Consider the following 25,758-nt stretch of genomic DNA (forward strand, 5'->3'; position numbering starts at 1 on the left):
TCACAGCACGACGGTTTAGCAAACCGTTGGTTTCAGCCACTCACCCACGTCTCCGCATGGTCTGTCGCGCTAACGACAGTTGGCCTAGGCGGGTCGCTATAGCCATGCACCTCGCGCCCCGCAACGCCTAAGATTGCGCAAAATTTCGCCGGTGCAGAGCATTTTGGCGCGTTATCGATTCAGTCTGGCGCAAAATCGACTCGGGTCATCGCCGGTTCATTGCCCGCCGCGCAAACCGAGTCATGATTAATGCCGGTCTCGGCGCGCACGCGCCGTTCGAATTTTGGGGGTCAGACATGCGAAAAACATTCACCAGCTTTGCCTTGGCGGCCATGGCCTCGCTCGGCCTTGTGCTTTCGCCGGTTCCCGCTGCGGCGCAGATGCGCGAGATCGATCCCAATACGACGATCGATTCCGATCTCGACAATCCCGCCCCGCCCCCGCCGGTGTCGAGCGATTCTACCGACGAAGTGATCAATTACGACAGCGACCTCGCCACCGGTGACCAGCAGACTAGTGCGGCGACCGCCGATGGCACCGCAGCCCCCAGCGACATGACGACAACCACGGTCATCACCGAGGATACCGCCACCTACAAGCAGGACGACCTGATCGGCGCCGCCGAGGGTGTGTTCGGCAAAGGTGCGCAAGGGCTGGCAGGTCTCATCGAGGACATCCTCAAGAAGCAGGGCGAACCCAACGCTTATATCGTTGGCCGCGAAGCCGGGGGCGCGCTGGTGCTCGGCGTGCGCTATGGGTCGGGCACGTTGCACCACAAGATCGAGGGCGAACTGCCCGCATACTGGACCGGGCCGTCGATCGGTTTCGACGCGGGCGCCAACGCAGGCAACACCTTCGTCTTGGTCTACAACCTCTTCGACAGCGAAGAGCTCTACAAGCGCTATCCGGCGGGCGAAGGCGCCGCCTATCTGCTGGGCGGCTTCAACGCCAGCTACCTGCGCCGCGGCGACGTCGTCCTGATCCCGATCCGCGTCGGAGTCGGGGCGCGACTGGGCGCCAACGTCGGCTATATGAAGTTCCGCAAGAAGCAGAATTGGGTGCCGTTCTGACGGCGTGTGACGATGTGACCGCAAAAAGGCCCGTGCTTCGGCGCGGGCCTTTTTGTTTGCGCGGCGTAAAAGAACGGTCGTCCGCTAACGACCAGTTGTGGACAATCGACATGTCGCTTATCTTAACTTTATGACTGATCAAAGCCGCTATGCAGGAATGACGGTCAACGAGCGGCTTTTCGACGCCGGCTTAATGGACAGTTTCGAAGGCGCTGCAATATCGAGAGATCGTGCTGAAATGATCCGCCTGCTTACCCTGATCGACGTAGAAGACGCGGGTCGTCAGTTGACGCAATTCTCAAAAGACCGGAATTCTACGGATACTGAGAACGTCAGCTCTCCACCCCAAAACAGACATCACCTCCAAAAAGGCCTTTCCTACATTATTCGGCTGTGCCAGCCTTCATTCGGCTCCCGCTTTTTGCGGATCAGGTCGTCGCTCGCGGCGGGCAAAATGCGTGAGCGTCGGGGCGACTTCGACGGAGCAACAGGTCCACATCGCGGCGCGCACAAGGCTGAACTTTCCTGAACTTTGGATCAGGTGACGAACGTCCGCTCCCCAAACCACAGCGGCCTAATCCCCGTCAAACGCGATCAGCGTCTCACAATGCAGCCCAGCCGCCCCTAACCGCTCCGAACCGCCCAAATCGGGTAGGTCGATGACGAACAGCGCGGCCGCTACTTCAGCCCCGACGCTGCGCATCAATTCTGCGGTCGCGAGGATTGTCCCGCCGGTCGCGAGCAAATCGTCCACGAGCACGACGCGATGGCCCGGCAGCACCGCACCTTCGTGCAGTTCCAGCCGGTCTACGCCATATTCGAGCTGATAATCGACCCCAATCGTCACGCCGGGCAGCTTGCCGGCCTTGCGCACATGAACAAGCCCCAACCCCATCGCAGTCGCCATCGCCGCGCCAAACAGAAAGCCGCGCGCCTCGACCGCGACGATGAAATCGGGGCGGTGGACGGCGGCCAGTGCGCTCAAGCGGCGCACGCTTTCAGAAAAACCGGCGGCGTCCCCGATCAAGGTCGTGATGTCGCGAAACTGAATACCCGGCTTGGGAAAGTCGGGAATGGTGCGGACCAGCGACGCGAGGTCGAGGTCGGGCTGGCGCGGCAGGGCGATCATGCGGTCACAATCGCCCTGCCTCAATTGCTCAATGCTTCTTGTCGGCCCAGATGTTGCGGTACGACAGATAGGCGAGGACGGTGAAGATCAGCAGGAAGAAGAACACGGCCCAGCCCACCTGCACGCGCTTCACCAGCTTCGGCTCGGCGGTCCAGACGAGGAACGCGGTCACGTCCTTGGCCATCTGATCAACGCTCGCCTTGGTGCCGTCGGCATAGGTCACCTGACCGTCGTTCAGCGGCTTAGCCATCGCAAGGTTCAGGTTCGGGAAATAGGGGTTGTAGTGCAGCCCCGTTCCCGGCTTCAGCTCGGCGGGCAAGTTCGCCGGCGGGTTCTGGTAACCGGTCAGCAGCGAATAGATATAATCCTTGCCGCCTTCGCGCGCCTTGGTGATTAGCGACAGGTCGGGCGGGATAGCGTTGTTGTTCGCCGCGCGCGCCGCCACGTCATTGGCGTAGGGCGCCGGAAAATGATCCGATGCCAAGCCGTCGCGCGTTGCGACTTCACCGGTGTCCGGGTTGACCGACGGAACCTGGAAGCCCTTGGCGAAGGTCTTTACCTGACCTTCGGTATAGCCCAGATCCTGAATGTTGCGGAAGGCGACGAGGTTCAGGCTGTGGCACGCCGAGCAGACCTCCTTGTACACCTGCATGCCGCGCTGCAATTGCGCCTTGTCCCAGTGCGGCACCAAGCCATCGCTTGCCAGTTTCAGGTGGCGGGGCTCCTTGACGAAGGAATAGGCGACATTCGGCTCGTTCTTGAGCGGGGTCGTAAAGATCGCGAGCACCAGCGCGGTAATGAAACCGAGGCCGACGAGAAATCCGAGCGGGCGAACCATGGCTGTATCAGCTCCTGTTAAAGTCTGGCGCTCAGGCCGCTGCCGGAACCGACGCGGCGTCGGGGGCATGTTTGGCAAGGACCGCTTCGGTAATCGAATTCGGCATCGGCAACGGACGTTCGATCCGTGAGACGATCGGCAGAATGACCAGGAAGTGGGCGAAGTAATAGATCGACCCCAGCTGGCTGAGGATCACCCACGGCTGCTCGGCAGGCATCATGCCGCACACGCCGAGGAGCAGCACGTCAGCGACGAGCACCCAGAAGAACCAGCGGTACAGCGGGCGATAGGTCGATGACTTGATCGGCGAGCTGTCCAGCCAGGGCAGGAAGAACAGCAGCGCGATCGATGCGAACATCGCGATGACGCCCCACAGCTTCGCGTCGATCCACAGGAAGTTGAAGGTGAAGGCCTTCAGAATCGCGTAGAAGGGCAGGAAATACCATTCGGGAACGATATGCGCCGGCGTCGAAAGCGAGTTGGCCGGGATATAATTATCGGCATGACCCAGCATGTTCGGGCTGAAGAAGGTCAGCGCGACGAAGACCAACAGGAAGATGCCGAGCCCGAAGCCGTCCTTCGCGGTGTAATAGGGGTGGAACGGGACGGTGTCCTGTTCATCCTTCACCTCAATGCCGGTCGGGTTGTTCGACCCCGGGATATGCAGCGCCCAGATGTGCAGGATGATCACACCCAGGATCACGAACGGCAGCAGATAGTGCAGCGAGAAGAAGCGGTTGAGCGTGGCGTTATCGGGGACGAAGCCGCCGAGCAACCACTGCCGCACCGGCTCGCCGACGATCGGAATCGCCGAGAAGAAGCCGGTGATCACCTGCGCGCCCCAGAAGCTCATCTGACCCCACGGCAGCACATAACCCATGAACGCGGTCGCCATCATCAGCAGGAAGATCACGACGCCGAGCAGCCACACCATTTCGCGCGGCGCCTTGTAAGAACCGTAATAAAGGCCGCGGAAAATATGCAGGTAAACGACAATAAAGAACATGCTGGCGCCGTTCATATGCGCGTAGCGGATGAACCAGCCGGCGTTCACGTCGCGCATGATATGCTCGACCGAATTGAACGCGACCCCAACATTGGCGGCATAATGCATCGCCAAAATGATGCCGGTGATGATCTGGATCATCAGCGCGGCGCCCGCCAGGACGCCGAAGTTCCAGAAATAGTTGAGGTTGCGCGGGACGGGATAGCCAGGACCGGTGGCGTTATACACCAGGCGCGGGATCGGCAATTTCTCGTCCATCCACTTCATCAGCGGATGCTGCGGCTCATAAGGCTTGGCCCAGGGAAAGCTCATCTTATCTCGCTCCTCAGCCGATCATCACGACGGTGTCGCTGGTGAATTCATACGGCGGCACGACCAGATTGGTCGGGGCCGGACCTTTGCGGATGCGCGCCGCGGTGTCGTAGTGCGACCCGTGGCACGGGCAGAAATAGCCGCCGAAATCGCCTTTGTTCTCGCCCTCGGCAGCGCCGAGCGGCACGCAGCCCAGATGGGTGCAGACGCCCAGCGTGACCAGCCAATTTTCCTTGCCCGGCTTGGTCCGCTCATCGATCGTCTGCGGGTCGCGCAGGTCGCTGAGCGGCACCGCCTTCGCCTCTTCGATTTCGGCAGCGACCAGATTACGGATGAACACCGGCTGCTTGCGCCAGCTGGTCTTGATCGCCTGACCGGGCTGGATCGCCGAAATATCGACTTCGGTCGTCGACAGCGCCAAAACATCGGCTGACGGGTTCATCTGGTTAACCAGCGGCAGCACCACCGCCACCGCGCCAACCCCGGCAAAACTCACCGCCGCTATATTGATAAAGTCGCGGCGCCGCACACCATCTTCGATGCCGGCATTGAGTTCGGATTCACTGGCCATTCGACTGCCCTTGCATGGGTGAACTGACAAAGTTCTCGGAAAGTCGGGTCGCCCTGTGGCGCGCGCACGAACGGACGCGCCCCGGCGGCCCCTCCGGGAATTGCGGGCCTGATAGCCGCACATCCGGGGCTTGCCAACAGGCAATTTCCCCTTCCGGCACCCCATCATCGCAATGCAGCAAAGCCCCTCGATTCCCACCCCGCCCCTCGCTATGGCAATATCATGGAAATCGCCCTGTTTCAGCCGGATATCGCTGGCAATGTCGGCACAACGCTGCGCACGGCCGCCTGTTTCGGGGTGTCCGCGCATATTATCGAGCCGTGCGGTTTTCCCTTTTCCGACGCCGCTCTGAAACGCGCCGGGATGGACTATGCCGTGCGCGCCAATGTTCGCCGCCACGCCGACTGGAACAGCTTTCGTGACTGGAGCGCCAAGGCGGGCCAGAGACTCGTGCTCCTCACCACCGCGGGCGCGACGCCCCTGCCCGCCTTTGCCTTTGCGCCCGACGACGTCCTGTTGCTCGGCGCCGAATCCTCGGGGGTGCCGCCTTATGTCCATGATGCCGTAGCGGCGCGGGTCGCGATTCCGATGCAGCCGGGCTTTCGCTCCTTGAATGTCGCGGTCGCGGCTGGCATCGCGCTGGCCGAGGCGCTCAGGCAAACGAAAGGCTTTCCGGCATGATCTCGCTCGACCCGCAACAGCAGACCGCGCGCAACTGGTTCGAATCGCTCCGCGACCGCATCTGTGCCGAATTCGAGAGCATCGAAGCCGAGGCGGGCAACGAAGCGCGCTTTGCCTATACGCCGTGGGACCGCGAGGCCGATGGGCTGCCGGTCGGCGAAGGCGGCGGCGGCGTGCGCGGGGTAATGACCGGCGAAGTGTTCGAAAAGGTTGGGGTCAATGTTTCGACCGTCGGCGGCCAGTTCGCCCCCGACTTCGCCGCATCAATCCACGGCGCCGGCGAAGACCCCAGCTTTTTCGCCACCGGCATCAGCCTGGTGGCGCATATGGCAAACCCGCATGTCCCCGCGGTCCATATGAACACGCGCTTCCTGGTCACCACCAAACGCTGGTTCGGCGGCGGCGCCGACCTCAACCCGCCGATCCCCTATCAGGAAGACACCGACGCCTTCCACGCGCGGCTGCGCGCCGCCTGCACGCCCTTTGGCCCCGATGTTTATGAACGCTATGCCAAATGGGCCGAGGATTATTTCTATATCCCGCACCGCGGCGTCCACCGCGGCGTCGGTGGCATTTTCTATGACCATCTCGAATGCGGCGACGATGCCGAATTCGACCGCAATTTCCAGCTGACCCGGGCCGTCGGCGAAGCCTTTCTCGACGTCTTTCCCCAAATCGTGCGCCGCCGGATGAACCAGAGCTTCACCGATGCCGACCGCGAGGAGCAGCTGATCTGGCGCGGCCGCTACGCCGAATTCAACCTGGTCTATGACCGCGGCACATTGTTCGGGCTCAAGACCGGCGGCAATATCGACGCGATCCTGATGAGCCTGCCCCCGCTCGCCAAATGGAGCTGAGATAGAAAAAGGCGCCCCGTTTCCGGAGCGCCCTTTCGCTATTGTCGCGGTCCGCTGGCGTTAGCCAAATACGTCCGAACTGCTTTTCGCGCTGATCAAGCGATATATCCCTGCCGGAATTGACACAGAGATCAGGACGATCGGCACATACACCAGCAGTGCGACAACCAGCGCCCCAATCATCGAACCTGCACCTGCATCAGGCGTCATCATGGCTGCCATGACGCCGCCCAAGACCAGCGAAATGACGAAAAAGACCACCAGGAACAAGACGATCAGCAGCAGGTAGAATCCGACGATGGTCCATTGCGATGCGCTGGTCAGCTTCCACGATTCAGCCATGGCCGAAAAGGGATTCGACGAACGGTTGACCGCCATCAGCGGTCCGGCAACCGTCAAACGGCCGTAGAACCACAGGAAAAACGCGATCAGCGCAATATAGAAGATTGCGCCAAACAGGATCAGACCGGCTGACGCGCCCCCGGTTGCAAAGCTCTCCAGCGACATCCCGCTGGCTCCGAAGAGTGCCAGCGCCAGCAAGCCGATGATGAACATCACGATATACATGACGATGACGAGTGCGATCTGAACCACGAATTGCGCGAACATGAATGCTGCGCCGGCGCCCAGACCCCAGCCGATGTCGCTCGCAGGCTCACCGCCCACCAGCCCGGTGCGCCAGATAAGCAAGCTCGCGGCATAGACGATTGTCCCGGCGACGATCCCGAAAAGCAAAAACGAACCGAGGGAACCCAACGCCGCCGATGGATCGCCTTGCGCCATCATCATCGTCGTCATCGCGTTGCGCAACATCAACCAGCCGAGCAGGCAAACGACAACGACCGCGCCGCCCAGCCAAATTAGCATCTGCATCCAATTGGCCTTCAGAAACGCAAAGGTTTCCGAAAAGGCCGCCCCTATGCTCATCTTTGTCATCACGCTTCCCCCGTTGTTAAACCCCATTCCCCAAGAGTCGTCCTGCAAGCCGGTGCTACTGGAACACGTCCGTTGACTTCCGCGTCGCAAGCTGGCGATACGCCGCAGCGGAAATCGCAACCGACACCAGGCTGCCAATCGCACCGAACCCGGCCTCGACGACCCCGCCCAGCATCCGGCCAAACCCATCGCCGGTTCCGGCAATCGCGCCGACGACCAGTCCGACGATCATCGCGGCGATGAAGATCACGATCGTAACCAGAAACAGGAAGAAGAAGATCGCCCAGCCATTGTTGCGCGTCAGTTCCCAGCTGGTTTTCAGCGCTTCGAACGGATTATACAGGCTGCGATCGGCGACGCTCGGTGCCGCCAGCGTCAACCGTCCGACCAGGTACAGGCCTGGGATGATCAGCAAGATTATCCCGACGCCGATCGCGAGACCTGACAGCAACTGCACCGCAAACAAGGTCGGAAAGAACATCAGCCCGAACGTCAACGCCTCACCGACGCTGATCCCGCTCCGCGCCAGCCACAATCGCAGGATTGCCGCCGATCCGACAATAGTGGTCAGCGCTACGATGATCTGGCCGGGAATCATTTGGCGAAATGTCTGTTGAAGCGCCGCCATCGACTGTTCGACGCTGGCCCCCGCGGGCGGCTCGATCGGTACCGGCCCGAACCAGGCTACCGCGAGCGCCGGCAGGAAAAAGAACACCCCGGCGATCGTGCCGATCAAAGCGGTATGCGATTTCAGCAATTGGACGCTGTCGTCCCACGCCGCGCCCATGTCGAATTTTACCATTGATACCCCGTCATTTTCTGATGTCCCGATTGCGGGCGAAGGTGCCGCTGTTCGGTGCATCTGTCCACCCCTGTCGGTGATCAGCGCGCAGAGCCTTGTGTCGCGCGCCACGGCAAGGCAGGAAGCCCGCGCAATGAGCAGCCTGCCGCCCCCCGAATGGATCGTCTCCTCTGGCCTGACCGACTATATCGCGGCGCTGACCGATATGGAGGCCCGCGCAGCCGCGATCCACGCTGGCGATGACAGCGAACGCATCTGGCTGCTCGAACATCCGCCGCTCTACACCGGCGGAACCAGCGCTGATCCTGCCGAGCTGCTCGATCCGCGCTTTCCCGTTTTTGATGCGGGTCGCGGCGGGCGTTACACCTATCACGGTCCCGGCCAGCGCGTCGGCTATGTCCAGCTCGACCTGACAAAGCGCGGGCGCGATGTTCGCGCCTATGTGTCGGCGCTCGAAGGTTGGGTGATCGACGCGCTGGCACTGCTCAGGGTCGAAGCGCGCCGCGCCGACGGCCGCATTGGCATCTGGACCGACGATCAAAATGGCCGTGAGGCAAAGATTGGAGCGATCGGGGTGCGGGTGAAGCGGTGGGTCACACTGCACGGCTTTTCGCTCAACGTCGCACCCGACCTTACCCATTTTGGCGGCATTGTGCCATGCGGCATCGCCGAATTTCCGGTTACCAGCCTCGCCGCGCTGGGCAAGCCTGCGTCCTTCACTGATGTTGATGCCGCGCTGGCCCACACGTTGCCCGCCTTTCTCGACAAGCTCCGACCGACCGATTAGGACCAGCGCATGACCCGCATCTTCCTCGCATCGCTCCCGCTCCTCGTCCTTGCTGCCTGCGGCAGCGGCGACCAAGCGGGGAAAACGACTACCAAGCTCGACGCCGTCGAAGTGCAGCCGGGTTCGGTCAGCGATTCGATGATCATTCTCGACGACGCCAGCGTCGATGGCACCGCGGTCGACAACAGCGTGCCCGACGACGGCACCAAGAAAGAAGCGGCGAAATCGGAAGCCGACAGCTCGGACGATGAAACCGCGGACACCGAAGAGGAAGAAAACCCCGACGCCGTCCCAGCTCCTGCCGCGAAAAAGGCGATCACCGCCGACAGTGCGGCAAAGAAGGGTGACTGAGTTCTAGCGCAGCCCCAGGCTTTTGTGCGTCTGGAGCGACAGCCGCCAACGCGGGTCAGCCATCACCAGATCGATGCAGTGCTGCACATTCGCCGCCGCGTTCGGATCGTCGAGCGGCTGAATCAGTCGGTGCGTGAATTCGAGTGCCGCGAGCTTTTCAACGTCGCTACCCGGCTGCGGCCACACCAGCTTCAACTCATCGCCGCTCAACTGCACCAACTCACTGCCCGCCTTGGGGCTGACACAAATCCAGTCGATGCTGCGCGGCACCGCCAACGTCCCGTTGGTTTCGATCGCGATTGTAAAGCTCTGTTCGTGCAGCGCGTCGATCAGCGCCGCATCGACCTGCAACATCGGCTCGCCGCCGGTCAGCACGACATAACGATCGTCGCCGCCCGCTCCCCAGCATTCTGCAATCACCGCTGCGAGCGTCGCGGCATCCGCATATTTGCCGCCCAGCGTTCCGTCGGTGCCGACAAAATCGGTGTCGCAAAATTTGCAAACGGCCTTGGCGCGATCCTGCTCGCGCCCAGTCCACAGATTACAGCCCGAAAAACGGCAGAAAACCGCGCGGCGTCCCGCCTGCGCGCCTTCGCCTTGCAAGGTCAGGAAAATCTCTTTGACCGCGTAAGTCACCGGTCAGGCCCGACCGCGTAGCGTGTCGGGTCGGTCAGTCCCGCGTCGGCAAATCCTTTGCTGCGCAGGCGGCAGCTATCGCAATATCCGCAATGCAGCCCACCGGGTGTCGGATCGTAGCACGACCAGCTCATTCCCGCGTCCATCCCCAGCCGCGCCGCCTCGGCAGCGATGTTCGCCTTGGTCATATGCTGGAGCGGTGCGTGGATGCGGAAATCGACCCCCTGATCGCCATCGCGCGTTGCGAGCCGCGCCAGATCCTCAAACCCGGCGATGAAATCGGGCCGGCAATCGGGGTAGCCCGAATAATCGAGTGCGTTGACGCCGATGACAATGTCCCGCGCCCGCCGCGCTTCGGCCAGCCCCAGCGTCAGCGACAGGAAGATCAGGTTGCGCGCCGGGACATAGGTCACCGGCACATCGCTACCGACACCATCTTTCGGCACATCGATGTCGGCGGTCAGCGCCGAGCCGCCAAAGCGGCGCAGGTCGAGCGGCAGGACGATATGTTCGGCGGCGCCCACCTCCGCCGCGATCCGTGCTGCGGACTCCAGCTCAACGCGGTGGCGCTGGTTATAGTCGATCGTCAGCGCGACGATGCGCGCGCCGGCTTCGCGCGCGAGCCCCGCGCACACCATTGAATCGAGGCCGCCTGACAACAGGACGATCAGGGTTTTTCCGGCAACATCGTGCATCGGCGCCCGATACGCCCGCTCTGGCAACGGCGCAAGGGGCGGCAGGGGCGGCCTGCTGCGGCGCACCAAAAGAAACGGGCCGCGTGACGGTGGTCACACGGCCCAGTGCGGCATGAAAGCCGTTAGGGAGAAGGACACACATCAGCGTGTCACCACTCCCGATTAGCGCAAGATGGTTAACATCTGGTTAGCGTCGTAGTGAGCGTCAGCACGGCCCCGCGCGGCGCGCTTCGATCGCCTGCGAGAAGGGCTTGCCGTCGGCAATGCCCTGCGTGTCGATCTGGACCAGCCGGTTTGTCTCGCTGCGAATGCTGGTGCGGCCATGCCCCGCACCGGGACAGGTGTAGTGCACCGTTACCGATTTGGGCGTGTCCTCGATGATATAGCGCGAGCAATTGGCCCGCGGATGCTGGATCTGGATCATCCGCCGCGCGTCGCCGACGCACACCGTTTGCAACACTGCATCACTGCCGCGTTCGCGCAGCTGCCAGCTGCCCTTTTCCAGCCCGTCGAGCATCGCCAGCGACGGCGTCTGCGCGGGTACCGCAGTGGCGCCAGCGAGCGCGGACGCGCCAAGCAAACATCGAAACAAGGAAGCAGCGATCGCCATTTTTACCTATCCATCGGGCGCCCATATGCGGGCTATTGCGCGACCCCGTTTGAATAGAGATAAGCATTCGGCGCGACGATTTCAACCACTCGGCGCTGACCTAGACCGTTTCGTCGTCAATTCGGTGCAACAATCTCGTGAAGCGGGATCGGGAAAATCCGCGAACAAAAGGCGCAATCGACCACGATCTGCCCGCTTTCGTCGGCCATATCGACCCGCTCGGTTTCCGGAAATTGCGCCAGCACGCCGGCGAAATAGTCGGTGCTGCAACGACAACCGCGCGACACCATGACCCCCGGCTCGACGCGCACCTCATCCTCATGAAACAACCGCCACGCCAGCGTTTCCAGCGAATGCGCCGGATCGGTAAGTTCCTCGGGCTTCAACGTCGCCGCAATCGTGCGCGCATGGTCCCATTCGGGCGTGTCGTGGCGCACGTGCAGCCGGTCGCGCCCGACCTCGCCCTCGGGCAGATGCTGGAGCAGCAGCCCGCCCGCGACGCAGCCTGCCTCGGCATCATGCCGCGCGGCGAGCCGGATCAGGCTCGAAATCTGTTCGGACTGCTCGAAATAATGTTCGGCTGCCTCGCCGATCGACGCGCCTTCGAGCGGGACGATGCCCTGATAGCGCTCGTCCGTCGTCGCCTGATCGAAGGTGATCGCGAGGAAGCCTTCGCCGAATAGCGCGAATAATGTCGGGTCTGGACCGACCGCCGCAAGCCGCTCAGCGTCGAACTTGAGGTACCCGCGCAATTCGCCGCCGCGATAATCGCACACGAGCAATTCGATTGGCCCGCCGCCGGTCTGCGCCTGCAACGTCATCTGGCCGCTCTCGTCCTTGAGCGTCGATCCGAGAAGCACGGTCAGCACCAGCGCCTCGCCAAGTAGCTTTTCGGCCACTGGTGGATAATTATGCGCCGCGATGATCGTGTTCAGCGTCGGCCCCAGCCGCACCAGCCGCCCGCGCACATGGCGCGCGGCGATGGTGAACAGCAACGGCTGGTCAAACCAGGTCTCGATAATTTCGTCGCTCACACCATCAAACTCACAGCTTCCCCATCGCCCACAACAGGATCGATTTCTGCGCATGGACGCGGTTTTCGGCTTCGTCCCACACCCGCGACTGCGGCCCGTCGATCACCGCATCGACAACCTCGTCGCCGCGATGCGCGGGCAGGCAGTGGAGGAAGATCGCGTCGCCCTTGGCGCCCGTCATCAACCTTTCGTCGACCTGGAACGGCGCCATCGCCGCCACCTTGTTGTGGGCATGGTCCTGCCCCATCGACACCCAGGTGTCGGTGACGACCAGATCGGCGCCCGCGACCGCTTCGCGCGCGTCCGCCATGATATCGATGCGAACACCCTTGGCGCGCGCTGCTTCAACAAAGCTCGCGTCGGGTCCATAGCCCTGCGGGCAACCGGCGCGGACGTTGAAACCGAACAGCCCTGCGGCCTCGATCAGCGACGACAAAACATTGTTGCCGTCGCCGAGCCATGCCAGTTCCAGCCCCGGCAACGCCTTGCCCTGCTCGACGATCGTCAGCAAGTCGGCGACGATCTGGCACGGATGCGACAGGTCGGTCAGGCCGTTGATCACCGGAACGCTCGCAAATTCGGCGAGCTCCTCGATCTTGGCATGATCGTCGGTGCGGATCATGATCGCATCGGCGTAACGCGACAGGACGCGCGCGGTGTCGGCGATCGTCTCGCCGCGGCCAAGCTGGGTCGTCCCGGCGTCGAGGATCATCGGCACCCCGCCGAGCTGGCGGATCGCGACGTCGAACGAACAACGTGTGCGTGTCGAGTTTTTCTCGAACACCATCGCCAGCACATGATCGGCGAGCGGCGCATCGGCGTCGGGTTTCGCCTTTGGCCAGCCCGCGCGCGCCGCCTTGCGATCGATCGCATCGGCAATCATCGCCGCAACCGCATCGCCACCCGCGTCGGCCAGGTTCAGGAAATTGGGCATCAGCCCCTCCGTTCTGCAGGAACGGACAACATCAGGACTCGGGCGGCGTGTAGCTCGCCGCGCCCGCTGATAATTTCTCGATAAACTCGTCGATATGGCTCTGTTCGATGTTCAGCGGCGGCAGCACGCGGACGACATTGTCACCCGCCGCGACGGTCAGCAGCCCGTGATGGTCGCGCAGATGCGCGACAAAGGCGCGGCTGTCCGAGCGCAGCTTGAGCCCGAGCATCAGCCCCATGCCGCGCACGCTTTCGAACAGCTGGTCATGGTTGGGGATCAGCTGCTCAAGCGCCCCGCGCAGCCGCTCGCCGGTCGCCTTCACGCCGTCGAGAAATCCGTCCTCCAGCACGACGTCGAGCACCGCCTGTCCTGCGGCACAAGCCAGCGGGTTGCCGCCATAGGTTGACCCATGCGTACCGATCACCATGCCGCGCGCTGCTTTCTCGGTGGCGAGGCACGCGCCCATCGGAAAACCGCCGCCGATGCCCTTGGCACTGGCCATAATGTCGGGGGTGACGCCGAATTCCTGATAGGCATAAAGCGAACCGGTGCGCGCGACGCCGCACTGGACCTCGTCGAACACCAGCATCAGGTCGCGCTCGTTGCAGATGTCGCGCAATCCCTGCAGGAAGGGCTGCGACGCCGGGCGGATGCCACCCTCGCCCTGGATCGGCTCGATAAGAAAGCCTGCGGTGTTGTCGTCGACCAGATCGAGCGCCGCATTCAAATCATCGAACGGCGCATAGGCGAAACCGGGCAGCAGCGGATCGAAACCCTTGCGCAGCTTTTCCTGATTTGTCGCCGAAATCGTCCCCAGCGTACGTCCGTGGAAGGCATTATTGAAGGTGATCAGCGTGTGCTTGTGCGCGTTGTCCGCGCTCGAATGATAAGCGCGCGCGGTCTTGATCGCACATTCGACTGCCTCGGCGCCCGAATTGGTCAGGAAGACCGTGTCGGCAAACGTATTCTCGACCAGCCGCGCGGCATAGGCCTCGCCCTGCGGGCTACCGTACAGGTTCGACACGTGCATCAGCGTCGCCGCCTGCTCCTGAATCGCCTTGGTCAGATGCGGATGACCATGCCCCAGCAGATTCACCGCGATGCCGCTGGCGAAATCCAGATAGCGCTCGCCGCGCTCGCCGATCAGATAGGCACCCTCGCCGCGCACCGGACGCACACCGCACCGGGGATAAACGGGCATCAGCGGCGTGATCGACATGGCAGGCACCTTTCAGACAAAAGTAAAAAGGCGACCCCGCTGGGCCGCCCTTGGTCGGGCCGCCCCTATACTGCCCCAGCGCGAGGTGCGTCAACACGGCGCGCACGGTGCAACCATGCCACGGCGCTTGCGTTCGCGCTGAGTGAAACCGCTGCTTTGGCCCCTTCCGTTTGTTCTCCTCGCGCTCACCGGCTGTGGTACCTTGCCGCGCGACGCGTCGGGGACAACCGAGCGGATGACGCGGACCGGCGAAATGCGGATCGCGGTTTTGCCGGCGACGCCCGACGCCGCTCCAGCGCTCGCTATGCTCCGCACCTATGCACGAAGCCACGATGCTCGCCTCATGCGCATCTCGGGGCACGGCGAGCATGCCTTGCGTTGGCTGGAGGAGGGCAAGGTCGATGCCGTCGTCGGCCATTTCGCCAAGGCGTCGCCGTGGCAGGCCGAGGTCGCGCTGTCGAAACCCGTCGGACGCCACGAACCCGATGACAGCAAACAACCGGTTCTCCGCATTGCTCGCCGCAACGGTGAAAACGCCCTGATCCTCGCCACTGATCGCGCGATCGCCGAGCTGGGCCAATGAGCCTCCACGGCGGCATTCCTGCAGCGATCGCCGACGACGTTCGCCATGGCGAACGGCTCGAATGGTGGACACTTGCCTGGATGATCAGCGTCGTCGCCGTTATGGCGCTGGTCATGGGCAGCAGCCAGGCGATGAAGGCCGCGGTGATTGAGGATGTACTCAGCTTGGTCCCCGCAATCGTGTTCCTGTTGTCGATCCACTGGGAACGCAAGCAACCCAATCGGCGCTTCCCCTTCGGCTATCGCCGCGCCAACAGCCTCGCCTTTCTGGTCGCCGCCACCGCGTTGCTCTCGGTCGGCGGTTTCCTCGCCTATGAAAGCGTCACCGCGCTGGTACGGCAGGAGCATCCGACCGTCGGCGGCATCACGCTCTTCGGCCACACGATCTGGCTCGGCTGGCTGATGATCGCCGCGCTCGCCTATTCGGTCGTGCCGCCGTTGATCCTCGGTCACATCAAACATCCGATCGCGACGCGCATCCGCGACAAGGTGCTCCACACCGACGCGTTGATGCAAAAGGCCGACTGGCAGACCGGGTTGGCGGGCATCGCCGGTATCATCGGCATCGGTCTGGGCTAGTGGTGGGCCGACGCCGCCGCGGCGCTGTTCATTTCGTTGTCCATCATCAAGGACGCGATCGGCGCCCTGGAAAAGGCGGTCGCCGAACTGCTCGACGGCACCCCCCGCTCACTCGACTCGAATGACCTGTCAGAGGATGCCGAACAGCTGACGGCGGCGCTTAAGGCGCAATTCGGCGACGTCGATGTCCGGTTACGCGAAACGGGCCGCTACATTGCCGCCGAAGTCGATTGCGCGCCGCCAAAGGCGATCCCGACCGCCGAAGATCTGCTCGGCAATGAACTGGCTTGGCGGCTCGCAAGTCTGACCTTCCGGCCCGAACCCGCCGATCCGCCGGTCAATTAATCCGTCATCCCGGCGAAGGCCGGGATCTCACCGGCGCGAGATAACTCTAGGGCGAGATCCCGGCCTTCGCCGGGATGACGAATATGCGCTAAAGCTGTTTCGCCGCGGCCATCGTCAGCGCCAGCGAGTGCTTGCGCGCAGCATGATCGTACATCGATGAAGCGATGATCACCTCGTCAACGCGCGTCCGGGCAACAAAGGCCCGCAAGCCAGCGGAAATATCGTCGGCAGTGCCAACCGCCGAACATTGCAGCACATGGTCGAGGATCGCGCGCGCGTTCGGCGGCAGGCTGTCTTTATAACCCGCGAGCGGAGGCTTCATTTTCCCCGGATTGCCAGTGCGCAGCGCCACGAACGCCTGCTGCTGCGACGATGCCAGCAACTCAGCCTCCTCGCGGGTATCCGCGGCAAAGCTATTGAACGCCGCGGCGACATAGGGCTCCGGGAGTTGCGCCGACGGTTTGAATTGGCGCCGGTAGATGTCGAGTGCTTCGTCCAGCGCATCCGGCGCGAAATGGCTGGCAAAGGCATAGGGCAGCCCGAGCATCGCGGCGAGCTGCGCACCAAAGGTCCTCGATCCCAAGATCCAAAGAGGGATATGCGTCCCTGCCCCCGGCACCGCGGTAATGCCCAGCTGCTCGTCGCCCGCCAGAAAGGCTTGCAGCTCGAGCACATCCTGCGGAAACTGCCGCTCGTCGCTGGCGAGCGTGCGGCGCAGCGCGCGCGCGACCCGCTGATCCGACCCCGGCGCGCGCCCGAGGCCGAGATCGACTCGGCCGGGGAACAAGGCTTCCAGCGTCCCGAACTGTTCGGCAATCACCATCGGCGCATGGTTGGGCAGCATGATGCCCGCCGACCCGATCCGGATGGTCGACGTCGCCTGCCCGATATGCGCCAGCACGACCGCGGTGGCCGCGCTCGCGATCCCCGCCATGCCATGATGCTCGGCAACCCAATAGCGCTGGTAGCCGAGCGCCTCAGCATCCTTGGCCAGATCGGCGGCGTTGGCGAGCGATTGGGCGATCGTGCCGGTATCGATGACGGGTACGAGGTCGAGGAAGGAAAGTTTCGTCATGAAACGGATATGCGGTTGGTAGGCCTGCGGTTCAACCTTTGGTTTCGTCATTGCGAGCAAAGCGAAGCAATCCAGAGCGGTTTACGCAGGCTCTGGATTGCCGCGTCGTTTTCGGCTCCTCGCAATGACGGGGCTTTGGACCCTACGCCCGCTCATCCTTCGTCGAATCCATCACCACATAAGTGCTGATCGAATGCACCTGCGGCAGTACGCCGAGCACTTCGGTGTGGAAATGCTTGTACGCCGCCAGATCCGTGGTTTCGATCCGCAGCAGATATTCGATGGCGCCGGTAATATTGTGGCATTCGCGCACTTCGGGCGCCCCCGCCATCGCCGCCTCGAAATCGGCCTGCGCCTTCTTGGTATGGGTCGACAGCCCGACAGTGACATAGGCGAGGAAGCCCATCCCCAGCTTCGCCGGATCGATGATGGCGCGATAGCCGGTGATTACACCGCTGCGCTCCAGTTCCTGCACCCGCCGCAGGCACGCCGAGGGCGACAGCCCGACGCGCTCGGCAAGTTCGAGGTTCGAGATTCGTCCGTCCTTTGACAGTTCGCGCAATATCTTGCGACCAATATCGTCCATCTTGCTCATAGATTGCATATGATAAGCGATCGGCGCCATTCTTTGCAACCCGTGCCTCGCGGAAACGCATTATGTTGCGCCCATGAACCAGACCACGCTCCTCGCCCTCTCCGCTTTCGCCCTCGTCTCGTCGATCACGCCGGGGCCGAACAATATGATGCTGATGGCGTCGGGGGCGAATTTCGGCCTCCGCCGCACCATCCCGCACGCGCTTGGTGTTGGCATCGGCTTCACGCTGATGATCATCCTCGTTGGCCTTGGGCTGATGGGATTGTTCGACCTGTTCCCGATCCTCAATACCGTGCTCAAGGTCGTCAGCGTGGTTTATCTGCTGTGGCTCGCGTGGAAGATCGCCAATGCCGCAGCCCCCGACACCGCAAGCGGCGCGCGCGGCAAGCCGATGACCTTGGTCCAGGCTATGCTGTTCCAGTGGGTCAATCCCAAGGCCTGGTCGATGGCACTGACCGCGATTGCGCTTTATGCGCCCGACCGCAATCTGGGCGCGGTCCTGCTCGTCGCGGTGATCTTTGGGCTCATCAACCTCCCTTCGACCAGCCTGTGGGCGGTGATGGGCCAGGTGTTGCGCGGCTGGCTGTCTAGTCCGGCGCGGCTGCGCGCTTTCAACTGGACGATGGCGGCCTTGCTGGTGGGATCGCTCGCGCTGTTGATCTGATTGCAAGGTTGCATCCCGCAACCTAAAGACGGCGCTCCCCTCTTCTGACCGGAGAACAGAACCATGCAGAGTCGCCGTCTTGGCAAGAGCGCCATCCATGTGTCCGACATCTGCATGGGGACGATGACCTTCGGCAGCCAGACCGACGAGGCCGCGGCGTTCCGCATCCTCGACCGCTGCTTCGAGGCGGGGATCAACTTCTACGACACCGCCGAGGGATATCCGGTTCCGCCCGATGTCAAATGGGTCGGCCGCACCGAGGAAATCGTCGGGCGCTGGCTGAAGACCAAGCCGCGCGACGCGATCATCCTCGCGACCAAGGTATCGGGGCCGAGCCATGTGTGGTTCAAATCGCCGTGCCGCAATGGGATGACCGCGCTCGACCGCAAGAACATCTTTCAGGCGATCGACGACAGCCTGACCCGGCTGCAAACCGATTATGTCGATCTCTACCAGACCCATTGGCCCGACCACGACGCGCCCTATGACGAGATGATGGACGCGCTCGACGAGCTCGTCCGCGTCGGCAAGGTCCGTATCCTCGGCTGCTCGAACGAAACGAGCTGGGGGCTCATGAAATCGCTCGCCGCGTCGGAAAAGCTTGGTGTCGCGCGCTATCACACGATCCAGAATAATTTCAGCCTCAACAACCGCCGTTTCGAGGATGAGCTGAAACAGGTGTGTCGCCAGGAAGGCGTCAGCCTGATCCCCTATTCGCCGCTCGCCGGCGGGGTGTTGTCGGGCAAATATCAGGGCGGCGCGACGCCCAAAGGTGCGCGCTTCTCGCGATACCTTGCGATGGAGGGGCGGCAGGCCGCGATGGGCCAGCGTTTCGTCAACGAGAAGAGCCTTGCCGCGACCGCGCGCTATCTACAGATCGCCGCCGACGCCGGGCTGCACCCGGTGACGATGGCGACTGCCTGGTCGAAACAGCATGACTTCGTCGCCTCGACGATCGTCGGGGTCAGCGCCGATGACCAGCTCCAGCCGATCCTCGATGCGATGGATCTGGTGCTGAGCGATGAGGTGATGACCGCATTGCATAAGGTGAGCAAAGACATCCTTTATCCGATGGGCTGAACCGCTTGTGCGGCGCGCCGCGGCTGCTACTCTTCGTTCGAATTCAACAAGGAACCCCGCCATGTCCCCCGCCCGCCGCGCTTTCTTCGCCCTCGCCGCCTTCTCCGCCACCATCAGTGTTGCCCACGCCGCGAACCCGACGATGTTCCGCGACGCGGGCTGTGGCTGCTGCCTCAAATGGCTCGAACAGGTGAAGGCGTCGTTCGGGCAGAAGGCGGTGATCGTCAATTCGACCGACATCACTGCGATCAAGGACAAACAAGGCGTGCCGCAGGCGCTGCGCAGCTGTCACACCGTGCTCGTCGGCGGCTATGTGATCGAAGGCCATGTCCCCGCCAAGGAAATCGCCCGCCTGCTTCGCGAAAAGCCCAAGGGCGTCAAAGGCCTTGCGGTCGCCGGAATGCCAATGGGATCGCCCGGGATGGAGCATGGCGACCACCGTGAGGCGTACAAGGTGATGACCTTCGGCAGCGGCGGCCAGCGCGTTTATGCGAGCTACGCCGCGAGCGGCGGCGCGCACGCGCACTGAGCGGCACGGCCTAATCTCCGTTCCATTCGTGTCGAGCGAAGTCGAGACCCCGTGAAGGCGTGTGCCACAGAAAAGTGTCGCGACTTCGCTCGACCCGAACGGATTAAAGCGGTGGGCGCTACAAACTCGCCTTGAACAGCTCGAGCATCCGTCCCCACGCCTTTTCCGCTGCCGCTTCATTATAAGCGCGGCCATCGGGCGGGCACCAGCCGTGCATCGCACCTGCATACACCTCAACCTCGTGCCATTGCTTGCGCGGTTCGAGCACCGCCTTCAGCAAGACCTTTTCGTTCGGGGTTTCCTTGTCGTCATTGTCGGCAATCGCGAACAGATAGCCCGCTCGCGTGCCGGGGATCAGCAGATGCGGGCTGTCGGGCTTGTCGGCACCAACCCCGCCGCCATGGAAACTCGCCGCCGCGCCGACGCGGTCGGGTTTCAACGCCGCGGTGTAGATCGTCATCGGCCCGCCCATACAGTAACCGGTGGTGGCAAGCTTGCGTGTCTTGTCGACCTCCTTCTGCGCGTCGAGAAACGCGAGATGCGCCGCGGCATCGGTTTCCACCGCGGGCTTGTTCAGCTGCTTCAGATAACCGAACAGCTTTTCGCGCACCGCAGGATTGCTCCAATCGTTCGCGGCATCAACCACCGGCGATTTCTGCCAGCGGTAGAAGGGATTGACGCACAGCACCGCATAGCCCTCACCCGCCAGCCGGTCGGCCATCTGGCGAAAGGCTGGGCGCAGGCCGCGGATGTCGGGCCAGATCAGCACCCCCGGATGCTTGCCGCTGGTGGGCGCGACGAAATAGGCGTCGCAGATGCCCGCCGCCGTCGTAATCTCGACGTCGCGGCCTTTCACCGGTTTCCCCGCCATCGCCCGCGCGGGCAGTGCCGCGATCAACGCGCCAGCCCCGGCCAGCGAGGCAAAGCTGCGGCGACCCACCGCCATTCCGGCGCGATCCAGATCGGCTTCGGTGTCTTCGGTACACATGGCGCTCTCCTTGGGGCGGTTTCGGCAAAGCCGCAGAAAACTGCGCAACTTCACGCGCGATTGCATATGTCGTCCCGCGCTCGGGACCGAACAGGGTGTGAGGCTAATCCAGCCGGGTTTTGTAGGACAGCGTTTTTTGCAGCAAATATCCTCCCCGTGGCGAAGCCATGGGGAGGTGGCAGCGCGTAGCGCTGACGGAGGGGCTTTGGCGCTACCGCTGCAATGCCCCTCCACCCTTCGCTGCGCGAGCGGTCCCCTCCCCATGGCTGCGCCACAGGGAGGACTATCGTGCAACAACCGTCAGCCTCTCAATCTCACCAAAAGTTAGTGCTACATGATGCACCCCGACCGCGCGCAGCATGTCGCCATGCGCCGCGCGATCGACGATATGCCCGGCGCCGCAAAAGCCGATCACCGTCATCCCCGCCGCCAGCGCCGCCTGCGCCCCGGTCGGCGAATCCTCGATCGCCAGGCATAGCGCCGGGTCGACGCCCAACCCGTTGGCGGCGGCGAGGTAGATGTCGGGAAACGGCTTGCCGCGATCCCACCCGTCGGCGCTGTACACATGATCGCCGAAATGATGCCCCAGTCCGAACAACCCGAGCGCCCAGCCAATATATTCGGCGCGGCTGGATGACGCGATCGCGCGCGGCAGCGACCCCAGCGTCGCGAGGAAATCGGCGGGCAGTGGGCGGCCGAACCGCGCCTCAATCCGCCGCTGCGTTTCCTGCCAGTTATGGCCATAATAGTCGCGCAGGCACTCGTCATAGCTCGACGGCATGCCGACCGCGGTCAGGCTTTCAGCAAGCGAATGGTTCGCGCGCACTTCGCTGTCGGCGATCACGCCATCGAAATCGAAAATGATCGCAGCGAAGCTCATCAGAATCCTACAATCTTCATACTTCGTACCTAGAGCCTGAACGAACAGGAGACATCGGCATGAAATTCATCGAACTCAAGTCGCGCGGCGGCAATTATCTGGTCGTCGCCGAAAATGTCGCCTGGCTCCGCGACTATGAAAATGGCCAGACCCAAGTCGGCATGGTCGGCGGCGCGCCGCTGCTGGTCGCGGGGACGATCGAGGAGATCGCGGCGTCGATTCTGGCGCAGGCGAATACGGTAGGGTGACCGCCGGATGAATTGGGCCGTTTGCCTAAGCTGATCGACCCACACTTTCAGCAAGTATGTTCGCGACATAGGCGTTGAGCGAAACCCCTTCACGCGCCGCAACCAATTTCAGCTTTTCGTGCAGCGAACGCGGAACCCGCTGCCGCCACTGACCGAGCGAGGCTGGTCCCGGAACATCACGGCCAAGCTTGCGCGCCGCGTCGTGCCATTCGGCGATCGCCGCTTCGGCATCCGCCAATGCCGCCTCTGGAGTCGGCCCATCGCCCATGCAGCCGGGAAGCGCGGGAACAGTCGCCAGCCAGCCACCACCGTCGGTCTCCGCCAGCGGCTCGACCATGATCGCATATTCGGTCTGCTTTGCTTTCGCCTTAACCATGCTTGCCATCCTTCACAAATTGCAGGAGCTTGCGGATATAGACCGGTTTGATCGGGCGCTTCGCGGGGATGGTTAGGATCGTGTCGCTCCCCGGTACCGCCACTTTCCAATGCGACCCGCCGCCTGTTGGCGGCAGACACGCCCAGCCGAGCCGGTCACAAAGCTTCTGAATATCCTCAATCGTCCAGTCCCCAGCGGGATTGCGACGCATCTGATCCAGCAGCTTGTACGCTTTGCTCATTTCAATATGATACCGTATGCGGTATTAGTTTTCAACCTCTGTCGGTGGGCGGAACAGTAGAGCCGATGCCCCGGACAATCGTCAGCGCATGAGTTCGGGATCACGGACATAGCCCCACGCCCCCTCGCCCGACCAATCGCGCCCGTCGGGAAAGCTGAGCTTCAATCCGCTGAGCTGCGACGGATTGAACAGCCGCATGTTGACGCCCATCATATCGACCGCGCCGCCCATCCGCTCGATCAGCCCCGCCGTCGCCGACCAGTGCGTCACGCAGCCGCAGGTCGGGCAGAAATGCAGATCCGAATTGGGGTTTTCGCGATCGGCACGATTATAAGTCTGCGTCTCACCCTCGATCACCACGTCACGCGGTGAACAATAGGCCCAGAGGATACCGTGCGAGAAGCAGAGCGAGCAATTGCATTCGGCAATTTCCTCGGGCGCCTTGGCGAGACGCACCGAGACGGCGCCGCAGTGACAGGTGGTATTCCAGCTCACTCCACCGTCACCGACTTCGCCAAATTCCGCGGCTGGTCCACGTCCGTCCCCTTCGCCACCGCGACATGATACGCCAGCAACTGCACCGGCACCGCATACACCAAAGGTGCGATGAGCGGATGGACCTTGGGCATTTCGATTGTCGCCATGCAACCGTCGCCGGCCTCGGCGATCCCGTCGGCGTCGGAGATCAGCACGACCTTGCCGCCGCGCGCCATCACTTCGTGCATGTTGCTCACGGTCTTTTCGAACAATGGCCCGCTGGGCGCGAGGACGATGACCGGGACCGATTCGTCGATCAGGGCGATCGGGCCGTGCTTCATTTCGCCCGAGGCGTAGCCTTCGGCGTGGATGTACGAGATTTCCTTGAGCTTGAGCGCGCCCTCCATCGCCAGCGGATAGTCGGGGCCGCGGCCAAGGTAGAGCACGTCGCGCGCGGGGGCGATCAGGTGCGCCATCGCTGCGATGTCGTCGTCGTGGCTGAGCGCTGCGTTGAGCGCGGCGGGCGCCTCGATCAGATGTTTGACGATCTCATGCTCTTCATCGGCGCTGAGCTTGCCCTTTTTGAGCGCGAGATGCGCCGCCAGCGCGGCGAGCACCGCGAGCTGGCAGGTGAAGGCCTTGGTCGATGCGACGCCGATTTCGGGACCGGCATGGGTCGGCAGCAGCAGGTCCGCTTCGCGCGCCATGCTGCTGGTCGGGACGTTGACGACGACCGCAATCGTCTGCCCGTTCGCCTTGCAATGGCGCAGCGCCGCGAGCGTGTCGGCGGTCTCGCCCGATTGCGAAATGAACAGCGCGAGCCCGCCGGGTTGCAGCACCGGGTCGCGGTAGCGGAACTCGCTGGCGACATCGATATCGACCGGGACGCGCGCAAAGGTCTCGAACCAGTATTTGGCGACCATGCCCGCATAGAAACTGGTGCCGCAAGCGACGATCGTGATGCGGTCGATCGCGCTCAGGTCGAATTCCATCTGCGGCAGCGCAACGGTCTGTTCGAGTGGGCGGATGTAGGAGGACAGCGTCTGCGCGACCACGGTCGGCTGCTCGAAAATCTCCTTCTGCATGAAGTGGCGGTAATTGCCCTTTTCGACCGCGGCGGCGGTGACGCCGCTGGTCGTGATCTCGCGCGTCACCGGGTTGTTCACGCTGTCATAAATCTGTGCGCCGTCGCGGGTGATGACGACCCAGTCACCCTCGTCGAGATAGGCGATCTTCTGCGTCAGCGGCGCGAGCGCCAGCGCGTCGCTGCCGAGATAGGTTTCGCCCTCGCCATAACCGACGACGAGCGGCGAGCCGAGGCGGGCGCCGATGAGCAGGTCGGGATGCTGGCGGAAGGCGATGGCGAGCGCAAAGGCCCCGCGCAGCTGCGGCAGCACCGCCTGCACCGCCTCTTGCGGCGACAAGCCCGCCTCGACCTGCTCGCTCACCAGATGCGCGACAACCTCGGTATCAGTCTCGCTCTCGAAGCTGCGCCCGCGCGCTTGGAGCGCCTCGCGCAACGGCTTGAAATTCTCGATGATTCCGTTGTGGACCAGCGCGACCTCGCCCGTCGCGTGCGGGTGCGCGTTGCTTGTTGTCGGCGCACCATGTGTGGCCCAGCGCGTGTGCGCGATGCCGACATTGCCGGAGGCGGGGTTGCCCGCGAGTTCCTTGACGAGGTTGGCCAGCTTGCCCTCGGCGCGGCGGCGGATCAGCTGGCCGTCCTGCACGGTGCACACGCCCGCGCTGTCATAGCCGCGATATTCCATCCGCTTGAGCCCGTCGACGAGGCGATCGGCGACCTGGTCCTTGCCGATAATTCCGATGATTCCGCACATGTCAGTCTGGCTTTCGTCTTAGAGCGTATAGGGGACACGGATGCCCGGCATATTGGCCGGGAAATCCTTGATATTCCGGGTTATGAGCACGCGCCCGCGGGTGAGCGCAGTGGCGAGGACGATGGCGTCCATCGCCTTGAGCCTCCCGCGTTCACGGCGCAAGGCGGCAGCGCGTCGACCGATTTCGGCATCGACTTCATCCACGCTGAAACCCGATAGAAGCGTTTCGGCGCGCCGCAATCCGTCGCCCTCGCCCTTTGACATCACTTCGATCCACACCACGCGGCTGATCCACGCGCGCGAACCATAATCGGTGGCGCGATCGATTTCCGCTCGCGCCGGACCGAACCCGGCCAGCGCATCAATTATCACATTGGAATCAAAGCTAAAACCGCTCACTGAGAAGCAGGCTTTTTAGGCTCGGGGTATTTTCCTGCCAGCATATCAAGATGGATTTGCCGCTGACGATCATCCTCCGCGTCGAAAAGGTCGGGAAACTCCGCTTTGACCTCTTCGTAGTCATCATCCCACGGGCGGGTCGAGGCAGCACGTTCCCGCCGCTGCCACTCCACAGAATCGCCGATATCGGTGCGATCCTTCCACGCCCCAAAGCCAATATCGAGCCAATCCTTGCGCTGCGACGCTTGTGACTGCGCACGGTAGTCCGTAACGGCATCGCGAAGCACCGACGCGCGCGACTTCCCCTGCTCGGCAGCAAGCTGGTCGAGCCATTGAATGTCTTCATCGGGTAGATCGGCGAGAATGCGAGTCATTGATATACTGATATCATATC

Annotated in this window: 35 protein-coding genes; 13 read left to right on the forward strand and 22 right to left on the reverse strand. The window is 62.8% G+C overall.

The window, feature by feature from the left end; genetic code table 11:
• Positions 1-296: 296 nt before the first annotated feature.
• Positions 297-1,070: a DUF1134 domain-containing protein gene (locus VGN68_RS09130; protein WP_327475946.1), complete on the forward strand. Its 774-nt coding sequence runs from the start codon at positions 297-299 to the stop codon at positions 1,068-1,070.
• A 130-nt stretch (positions 1,071-1,200) separates the two neighbouring features.
• Positions 1,201-1,599 carry a hypothetical protein gene (locus tag VGN68_RS09135; RefSeq protein ID WP_327475948.1) on the forward strand — a complete coding sequence of 133 codons (399 nt, stop codon included), beginning with the start codon at positions 1,201-1,203 and terminating at the stop codon, positions 1,597-1,599.
• 45 nt (positions 1,600-1,644) lie between these two features.
• On the opposite strand, the gene VGN68_RS09140 is transcribed toward VGN68_RS09135, so the two are convergent.
• From VGN68_RS09140 to petA, 4 genes are read right to left on the reverse strand one after another with little or no spacing between them, the layout of a single operon-like run.
• Positions 1,645-2,199, reverse strand: coding sequence for an adenine phosphoribosyltransferase (locus tag VGN68_RS09140; RefSeq protein WP_327475950.1), 555 nt, complete (start codon positions 2,197-2,199; stop codon positions 1,645-1,647).
• 28 nt (positions 2,200-2,227) lie between these two features.
• Positions 2,228-3,037, reverse strand: a complete 810-nt coding sequence (locus tag VGN68_RS09145) for a cytochrome c1 (protein WP_327475952.1) — start codon at positions 3,035-3,037, stop codon at positions 2,228-2,230.
• A 31-nt stretch (positions 3,038-3,068) separates the two neighbouring features.
• A complete protein-coding gene (locus tag VGN68_RS09150; protein WP_327475954.1) occupies positions 3,069-4,355 on the reverse strand; it encodes a cytochrome b/b6 in 1,287 nt (428 codons plus the stop codon).
• A 13-nt stretch (positions 4,356-4,368) separates the two neighbouring features.
• On the reverse strand, positions 4,369-4,926 hold the full coding sequence (gene petA, locus VGN68_RS09155; protein ID WP_327475956.1) for a ubiquinol-cytochrome c reductase iron-sulfur subunit: 558 nt from the start codon (positions 4,924-4,926) through the stop codon (positions 4,369-4,371).
• Between the two features lie 222 nt (positions 4,927-5,148).
• Here petA and VGN68_RS09160 point away from each other — a divergent pair, with 222 nt between their 5' ends.
• Both VGN68_RS09160 and hemF read left to right on the forward strand, forming a co-directional pair.
• Positions 5,149-5,607 (forward strand): tRNA (cytidine(34)-2'-O)-methyltransferase, encoded by a 459-nt coding sequence (locus tag VGN68_RS09160; RefSeq protein WP_327475958.1) that lies wholly within the window; start codon positions 5,149-5,151, stop codon positions 5,605-5,607.
• Positions 5,604-6,464 carry an oxygen-dependent coproporphyrinogen oxidase gene (gene hemF, locus VGN68_RS09165; protein WP_327475960.1) on the forward strand — a complete coding sequence of 287 codons (861 nt, stop codon included), beginning with the start codon at positions 5,604-5,606 and terminating at the stop codon, positions 6,462-6,464. The genes VGN68_RS09160 and hemF overlap by 4 nt, the downstream gene beginning before the upstream one ends.
• A 60-nt stretch (positions 6,465-6,524) precedes the next feature.
• Here the strand turns inward: hemF and VGN68_RS09170 are convergent, their stop codons facing one another.
• The gene (locus tag VGN68_RS09170; protein ID WP_327475962.1) at positions 6,525-7,448 is read right to left on the reverse strand and encodes a glycerophosphoryl diester phosphodiesterase membrane domain-containing protein; all 924 of its coding nucleotides are present in this window, start codon (positions 7,446-7,448) and stop codon (positions 6,525-6,527) included.
• A gap of 7 nt (positions 7,449-7,455) precedes the next feature.
• The gene (locus tag VGN68_RS09175; RefSeq protein ID WP_327475964.1) at positions 7,456-8,202 is read right to left on the reverse strand and encodes a glycerophosphoryl diester phosphodiesterase membrane domain-containing protein; all 747 of its coding nucleotides are present in this window, start codon (positions 8,200-8,202) and stop codon (positions 7,456-7,458) included.
• Positions 8,203-8,335: 133 nt separating this feature from the next.
• On the opposite strand from VGN68_RS09175, the gene lipB reads away from it, so the two are divergent.
• On the forward strand, positions 8,336-8,989 hold the full coding sequence (gene lipB / locus VGN68_RS09180) for a lipoyl(octanoyl) transferase LipB (protein WP_327475967.1): 654 nt from the start codon (positions 8,336-8,338) through the stop codon (positions 8,987-8,989).
• Positions 8,990-8,998: 9 nt separating this feature from the next.
• Positions 8,999-9,340 carry a hypothetical protein gene (locus VGN68_RS09185; RefSeq protein WP_327475969.1) on the forward strand — a complete coding sequence of 114 codons (342 nt, stop codon included), beginning with the start codon at positions 8,999-9,001 and terminating at the stop codon, positions 9,338-9,340.
• A 3-nt stretch (positions 9,341-9,343) separates the two neighbouring features.
• Here the strand turns inward: VGN68_RS09185 and queE are convergent, their stop codons facing one another.
• The 6 genes from queE to VGN68_RS09215 all read right to left on the reverse strand — a co-directional run bounded on the left by queE (position 9,344) and on the right by VGN68_RS09215 (position 14,468).
• Positions 9,344-9,976 (reverse strand): 7-carboxy-7-deazaguanine synthase, encoded by a 633-nt coding sequence (gene queE, locus VGN68_RS09190; protein WP_327475971.1) that lies wholly within the window; start codon positions 9,974-9,976, stop codon positions 9,344-9,346.
• The gene (gene queC, locus VGN68_RS09195) at positions 9,973-10,671 is read right to left on the reverse strand and encodes a 7-cyano-7-deazaguanine synthase QueC (protein ID WP_327475973.1); all 699 of its coding nucleotides are present in this window, start codon (positions 10,669-10,671) and stop codon (positions 9,973-9,975) included. Before queC ends, queE begins: the two co-directional genes overlap by 4 nt.
• Before the next feature lie 205 nt (positions 10,672-10,876).
• A complete protein-coding gene (locus tag VGN68_RS09200) occupies positions 10,877-11,281 on the reverse strand; it encodes a hypothetical protein (protein WP_327475976.1) in 405 nt (134 codons plus the stop codon).
• Between the two features lie 116 nt (positions 11,282-11,397).
• Positions 11,398-12,315 carry an Hsp33 family molecular chaperone HslO gene (locus VGN68_RS09205; RefSeq protein ID WP_327475978.1) on the reverse strand — a complete coding sequence of 306 codons (918 nt, stop codon included), beginning with the start codon at positions 12,313-12,315 and terminating at the stop codon, positions 11,398-11,400.
• A 10-nt stretch (positions 12,316-12,325) separates the two neighbouring features.
• On the reverse strand, positions 12,326-13,252 hold the full coding sequence (gene argF / locus VGN68_RS09210; protein ID WP_327476092.1) for an ornithine carbamoyltransferase: 927 nt from the start codon (positions 13,250-13,252) through the stop codon (positions 12,326-12,328).
• Positions 13,253-13,280: 28 nt separating this feature from the next.
• A complete protein-coding gene (locus VGN68_RS09215; protein WP_327475980.1) occupies positions 13,281-14,468 on the reverse strand; it encodes an aspartate aminotransferase family protein in 1,188 nt (395 codons plus the stop codon).
• 142 nt (positions 14,469-14,610) lie between these two features.
• Here VGN68_RS09215 and VGN68_RS09220 point away from each other — a divergent pair, with 142 nt between their 5' ends.
• Genes VGN68_RS09220 through VGN68_RS09230 form a run of 3 tightly spaced genes read left to right on the forward strand, consistent with a single transcriptional unit; the run spans position 14,611 to position 15,974 of the window.
• Positions 14,611-15,051, forward strand: coding sequence for a hypothetical protein (locus VGN68_RS09220; RefSeq protein ID WP_327475982.1), 441 nt, complete (start codon positions 14,611-14,613; stop codon positions 15,049-15,051).
• Positions 15,048-15,629 carry a cation transporter gene (locus tag VGN68_RS09225; protein ID WP_327475984.1) on the forward strand — a complete coding sequence of 194 codons (582 nt, stop codon included), beginning with the start codon at positions 15,048-15,050 and terminating at the stop codon, positions 15,627-15,629. The genes VGN68_RS09220 and VGN68_RS09225 overlap by 4 nt, the downstream gene beginning before the upstream one ends.
• Positions 15,630-15,665: 36 nt before the next feature.
• Positions 15,666-15,974 carry a hypothetical protein gene (locus VGN68_RS09230; RefSeq protein WP_327475986.1) on the forward strand — a complete coding sequence of 103 codons (309 nt, stop codon included), beginning with the start codon at positions 15,666-15,668 and terminating at the stop codon, positions 15,972-15,974.
• Positions 15,975-16,062: 88 nt separating this feature from the next.
• On the opposite strand, the gene VGN68_RS09235 is transcribed toward VGN68_RS09230, so the two are convergent.
• Both VGN68_RS09235 and VGN68_RS09240 read right to left on the reverse strand, forming a co-directional pair.
• Positions 16,063-17,049, reverse strand: a complete 987-nt coding sequence (locus VGN68_RS09235) for an LLM class flavin-dependent oxidoreductase (RefSeq protein ID WP_327475988.1) — start codon at positions 17,047-17,049, stop codon at positions 16,063-16,065.
• A gap of 142 nt (positions 17,050-17,191) precedes the next feature.
• Positions 17,192-17,674: an Lrp/AsnC family transcriptional regulator gene (locus VGN68_RS09240; RefSeq protein WP_327475990.1), complete on the reverse strand. Its 483-nt coding sequence runs from the start codon at positions 17,672-17,674 to the stop codon at positions 17,192-17,194.
• A 43-nt stretch (positions 17,675-17,717) separates the two neighbouring features.
• On the opposite strand from VGN68_RS09240, the gene VGN68_RS09245 reads away from it, so the two are divergent.
• The 3 genes from VGN68_RS09245 (at position 17,718) to VGN68_RS09255 (ending at position 19,917) form a co-directional block, all read left to right on the forward strand.
• Positions 17,718-18,308, forward strand: coding sequence for a LysE family translocator (locus VGN68_RS09245; RefSeq protein ID WP_327475992.1), 591 nt, complete (start codon positions 17,718-17,720; stop codon positions 18,306-18,308).
• Positions 18,309-18,371: 63 nt separating this feature from the next.
• On the forward strand, positions 18,372-19,388 hold the full coding sequence (locus tag VGN68_RS09250) for an aldo/keto reductase (protein ID WP_327475994.1): 1,017 nt from the start codon (positions 18,372-18,374) through the stop codon (positions 19,386-19,388).
• 61 nt (positions 19,389-19,449) lie between these two features.
• Positions 19,450-19,917: a DUF411 domain-containing protein gene (locus tag VGN68_RS09255; RefSeq protein ID WP_327475996.1), complete on the forward strand. Its 468-nt coding sequence runs from the start codon at positions 19,450-19,452 to the stop codon at positions 19,915-19,917.
• Positions 19,918-20,035: 118 nt separating this feature from the next.
• On the opposite strand, the gene VGN68_RS09260 is transcribed toward VGN68_RS09255, so the two are convergent.
• Both VGN68_RS09260 and VGN68_RS09265 read right to left on the reverse strand, forming a co-directional pair.
• The gene (locus tag VGN68_RS09260) at positions 20,036-20,905 is read right to left on the reverse strand and encodes a dienelactone hydrolase family protein (protein WP_327475998.1); all 870 of its coding nucleotides are present in this window, start codon (positions 20,903-20,905) and stop codon (positions 20,036-20,038) included.
• 283 nt (positions 20,906-21,188) lie between these two features.
• Entirely contained in the window at positions 21,189-21,785 is a 597-nt protein-coding gene (locus VGN68_RS09265) for an HAD-IA family hydrolase (protein ID WP_327476000.1), read from the reverse strand.
• Between the two features lie 59 nt (positions 21,786-21,844).
• On the opposite strand from VGN68_RS09265, the gene VGN68_RS09270 reads away from it, so the two are divergent.
• Positions 21,845-22,033: a hypothetical protein gene (locus VGN68_RS09270; protein ID WP_327476002.1), complete on the forward strand. Its 189-nt coding sequence runs from the start codon at positions 21,845-21,847 to the stop codon at positions 22,031-22,033.
• Positions 22,034-22,058: 25 nt separating this feature from the next.
• Here VGN68_RS09270 and VGN68_RS09275 read toward each other — a convergent pair whose 3' ends face one another.
• The 6 genes from VGN68_RS09275 to VGN68_RS09300 form a co-directional block, all read right to left on the reverse strand.
• The gene (locus VGN68_RS09275; RefSeq protein ID WP_327476004.1) at positions 22,059-22,409 is read right to left on the reverse strand and encodes a toxin-antitoxin system HicB family antitoxin; all 351 of its coding nucleotides are present in this window, start codon (positions 22,407-22,409) and stop codon (positions 22,059-22,061) included.
• The gene (locus VGN68_RS09280) at positions 22,402-22,650 is read right to left on the reverse strand and encodes a type II toxin-antitoxin system HicA family toxin (RefSeq protein ID WP_327476006.1); all 249 of its coding nucleotides are present in this window, start codon (positions 22,648-22,650) and stop codon (positions 22,402-22,404) included. Before VGN68_RS09280 ends, VGN68_RS09275 begins: the two co-directional genes overlap by 8 nt.
• Positions 22,651-22,731: 81 nt before the next feature.
• Positions 22,732-23,145 (reverse strand): aldehyde-activating protein, encoded by a 414-nt coding sequence (locus tag VGN68_RS09285; RefSeq protein WP_327476008.1) that lies wholly within the window; start codon positions 23,143-23,145, stop codon positions 22,732-22,734.
• Positions 23,142-24,965, reverse strand: coding sequence for a glutamine--fructose-6-phosphate transaminase (isomerizing) (gene glmS, locus VGN68_RS09290; RefSeq protein ID WP_327476010.1), 1,824 nt, complete (start codon positions 24,963-24,965; stop codon positions 23,142-23,144). The genes VGN68_RS09285 and glmS overlap by 4 nt, the downstream gene beginning before the upstream one ends.
• A gap of 18 nt (positions 24,966-24,983) precedes the next feature.
• The gene (locus VGN68_RS09295) at positions 24,984-25,364 is read right to left on the reverse strand and encodes a PIN domain-containing protein (protein ID WP_327476012.1); all 381 of its coding nucleotides are present in this window, start codon (positions 25,362-25,364) and stop codon (positions 24,984-24,986) included.
• On the reverse strand, positions 25,361-25,738 hold the full coding sequence (locus tag VGN68_RS09300) for a ribbon-helix-helix protein, CopG family (RefSeq protein WP_327476014.1): 378 nt from the start codon (positions 25,736-25,738) through the stop codon (positions 25,361-25,363). The genes VGN68_RS09295 and VGN68_RS09300 overlap by 4 nt, the downstream gene beginning before the upstream one ends.
• Positions 25,739-25,758 lie beyond the last annotated feature (20 nt).

It is taken from the genome of Sphingopyxis sp. (assembly GCF_035998965.1).
Taxonomy (GTDB): domain Bacteria; phylum Pseudomonadota; class Alphaproteobacteria; order Sphingomonadales; family Sphingomonadaceae; genus Sphingopyxis.

What these genes read in the sequence shown, in the direction of transcription:
- VGN68_RS09130 (WP_327475946.1), top strand. Translation starts at nt 297, where the DNA reads ATGCGAAAAACATTCACCAGCTTTGCCTTGGCGGCCATGGCCTCGCTC.
- VGN68_RS09135 (WP_327475948.1), top strand. Translation starts at nt 1,201, where the DNA reads ATGACTGATCAAAGCCGCTATGCAGGAATGACGGTCAACGAGCGGCTT.
- VGN68_RS09140 (WP_327475950.1), bottom strand. Translation starts at nt 2,199, where the DNA reads ATGATCGCCCTGCCGCGCCAGCCCGACCTCGACCTCGCGTCGCTGGTC.
- VGN68_RS09145 (WP_327475952.1), bottom strand. Translation starts at nt 3,037, where the DNA reads ATGGTTCGCCCGCTCGGATTTCTCGTCGGCCTCGGTTTCATTACCGCG.
- VGN68_RS09150 (WP_327475954.1), bottom strand. Translation starts at nt 4,355, where the DNA reads ATGAGCTTTCCCTGGGCCAAGCCTTATGAGCCGCAGCATCCGCTGATG.
- petA (WP_327475956.1), bottom strand. Translation starts at nt 4,926, where the DNA reads ATGGCCAGTGAATCCGAACTCAATGCCGGCATCGAAGATGGTGTGCGG.
- VGN68_RS09160 (WP_327475958.1), top strand. Translation starts at nt 5,149, where the DNA reads ATGGAAATCGCCCTGTTTCAGCCGGATATCGCTGGCAATGTCGGCACA.
- hemF (WP_327475960.1), top strand. Translation starts at nt 5,604, where the DNA reads ATGATCTCGCTCGACCCGCAACAGCAGACCGCGCGCAACTGGTTCGAA.
- VGN68_RS09175 (WP_327475964.1), bottom strand. Translation starts at nt 8,202, where the DNA reads ATGGTAAAATTCGACATGGGCGCGGCGTGGGACGACAGCGTCCAATTG.
- lipB (WP_327475967.1), top strand. Translation starts at nt 8,336, where the DNA reads ATGAGCAGCCTGCCGCCCCCCGAATGGATCGTCTCCTCTGGCCTGACC.
- VGN68_RS09185 (WP_327475969.1), top strand. Translation starts at nt 8,999, where the DNA reads ATGACCCGCATCTTCCTCGCATCGCTCCCGCTCCTCGTCCTTGCTGCC.
- queC (WP_327475973.1), bottom strand. Translation starts at nt 10,671, where the DNA reads ATGCACGATGTTGCCGGAAAAACCCTGATCGTCCTGTTGTCAGGCGGC.
- VGN68_RS09200 (WP_327475976.1), bottom strand. Translation starts at nt 11,281, where the DNA reads ATGGCGATCGCTGCTTCCTTGTTTCGATGTTTGCTTGGCGCGTCCGCG.
- VGN68_RS09215 (WP_327475980.1), bottom strand. Translation starts at nt 14,468, where the DNA reads ATGTCGATCACGCCGCTGATGCCCGTTTATCCCCGGTGCGGTGTGCGT.
- VGN68_RS09225 (WP_327475984.1), top strand. Translation starts at nt 15,048, where the DNA reads ATGAGCCTCCACGGCGGCATTCCTGCAGCGATCGCCGACGACGTTCGC.
- VGN68_RS09235 (WP_327475988.1), bottom strand. Translation starts at nt 17,049, where the DNA reads ATGACGAAACTTTCCTTCCTCGACCTCGTACCCGTCATCGATACCGGC.
- VGN68_RS09240 (WP_327475990.1), bottom strand. Translation starts at nt 17,674, where the DNA reads ATGGCGCCGATCGCTTATCATATGCAATCTATGAGCAAGATGGACGAT.
- VGN68_RS09245 (WP_327475992.1), top strand. Translation starts at nt 17,718, where the DNA reads ATGAACCAGACCACGCTCCTCGCCCTCTCCGCTTTCGCCCTCGTCTCG.
- VGN68_RS09250 (WP_327475994.1), top strand. Translation starts at nt 18,372, where the DNA reads ATGCAGAGTCGCCGTCTTGGCAAGAGCGCCATCCATGTGTCCGACATC.
- VGN68_RS09255 (WP_327475996.1), top strand. Translation starts at nt 19,450, where the DNA reads ATGTCCCCCGCCCGCCGCGCTTTCTTCGCCCTCGCCGCCTTCTCCGCC.
- VGN68_RS09260 (WP_327475998.1), bottom strand. Translation starts at nt 20,905, where the DNA reads ATGTGTACCGAAGACACCGAAGCCGATCTGGATCGCGCCGGAATGGCG.
- VGN68_RS09265 (WP_327476000.1), bottom strand. Translation starts at nt 21,785, where the DNA reads ATGAGCTTCGCTGCGATCATTTTCGATTTCGATGGCGTGATCGCCGAC.
- VGN68_RS09270 (WP_327476002.1), top strand. Translation starts at nt 21,845, where the DNA reads ATGAAATTCATCGAACTCAAGTCGCGCGGCGGCAATTATCTGGTCGTC.
- VGN68_RS09275 (WP_327476004.1), bottom strand. Translation starts at nt 22,409, where the DNA reads ATGGTTAAGGCGAAAGCAAAGCAGACCGAATATGCGATCATGGTCGAG.
- VGN68_RS09280 (WP_327476006.1), bottom strand. Translation starts at nt 22,650, where the DNA reads ATGAGCAAAGCGTACAAGCTGCTGGATCAGATGCGTCGCAATCCCGCT.
- glmS (WP_327476010.1), bottom strand. Translation starts at nt 24,965, where the DNA reads ATGTGCGGAATCATCGGAATTATCGGCAAGGACCAGGTCGCCGATCGC.
- VGN68_RS09300 (WP_327476014.1), bottom strand. Translation starts at nt 25,738, where the DNA reads ATGACTCGCATTCTCGCCGATCTACCCGATGAAGACATTCAATGGCTC.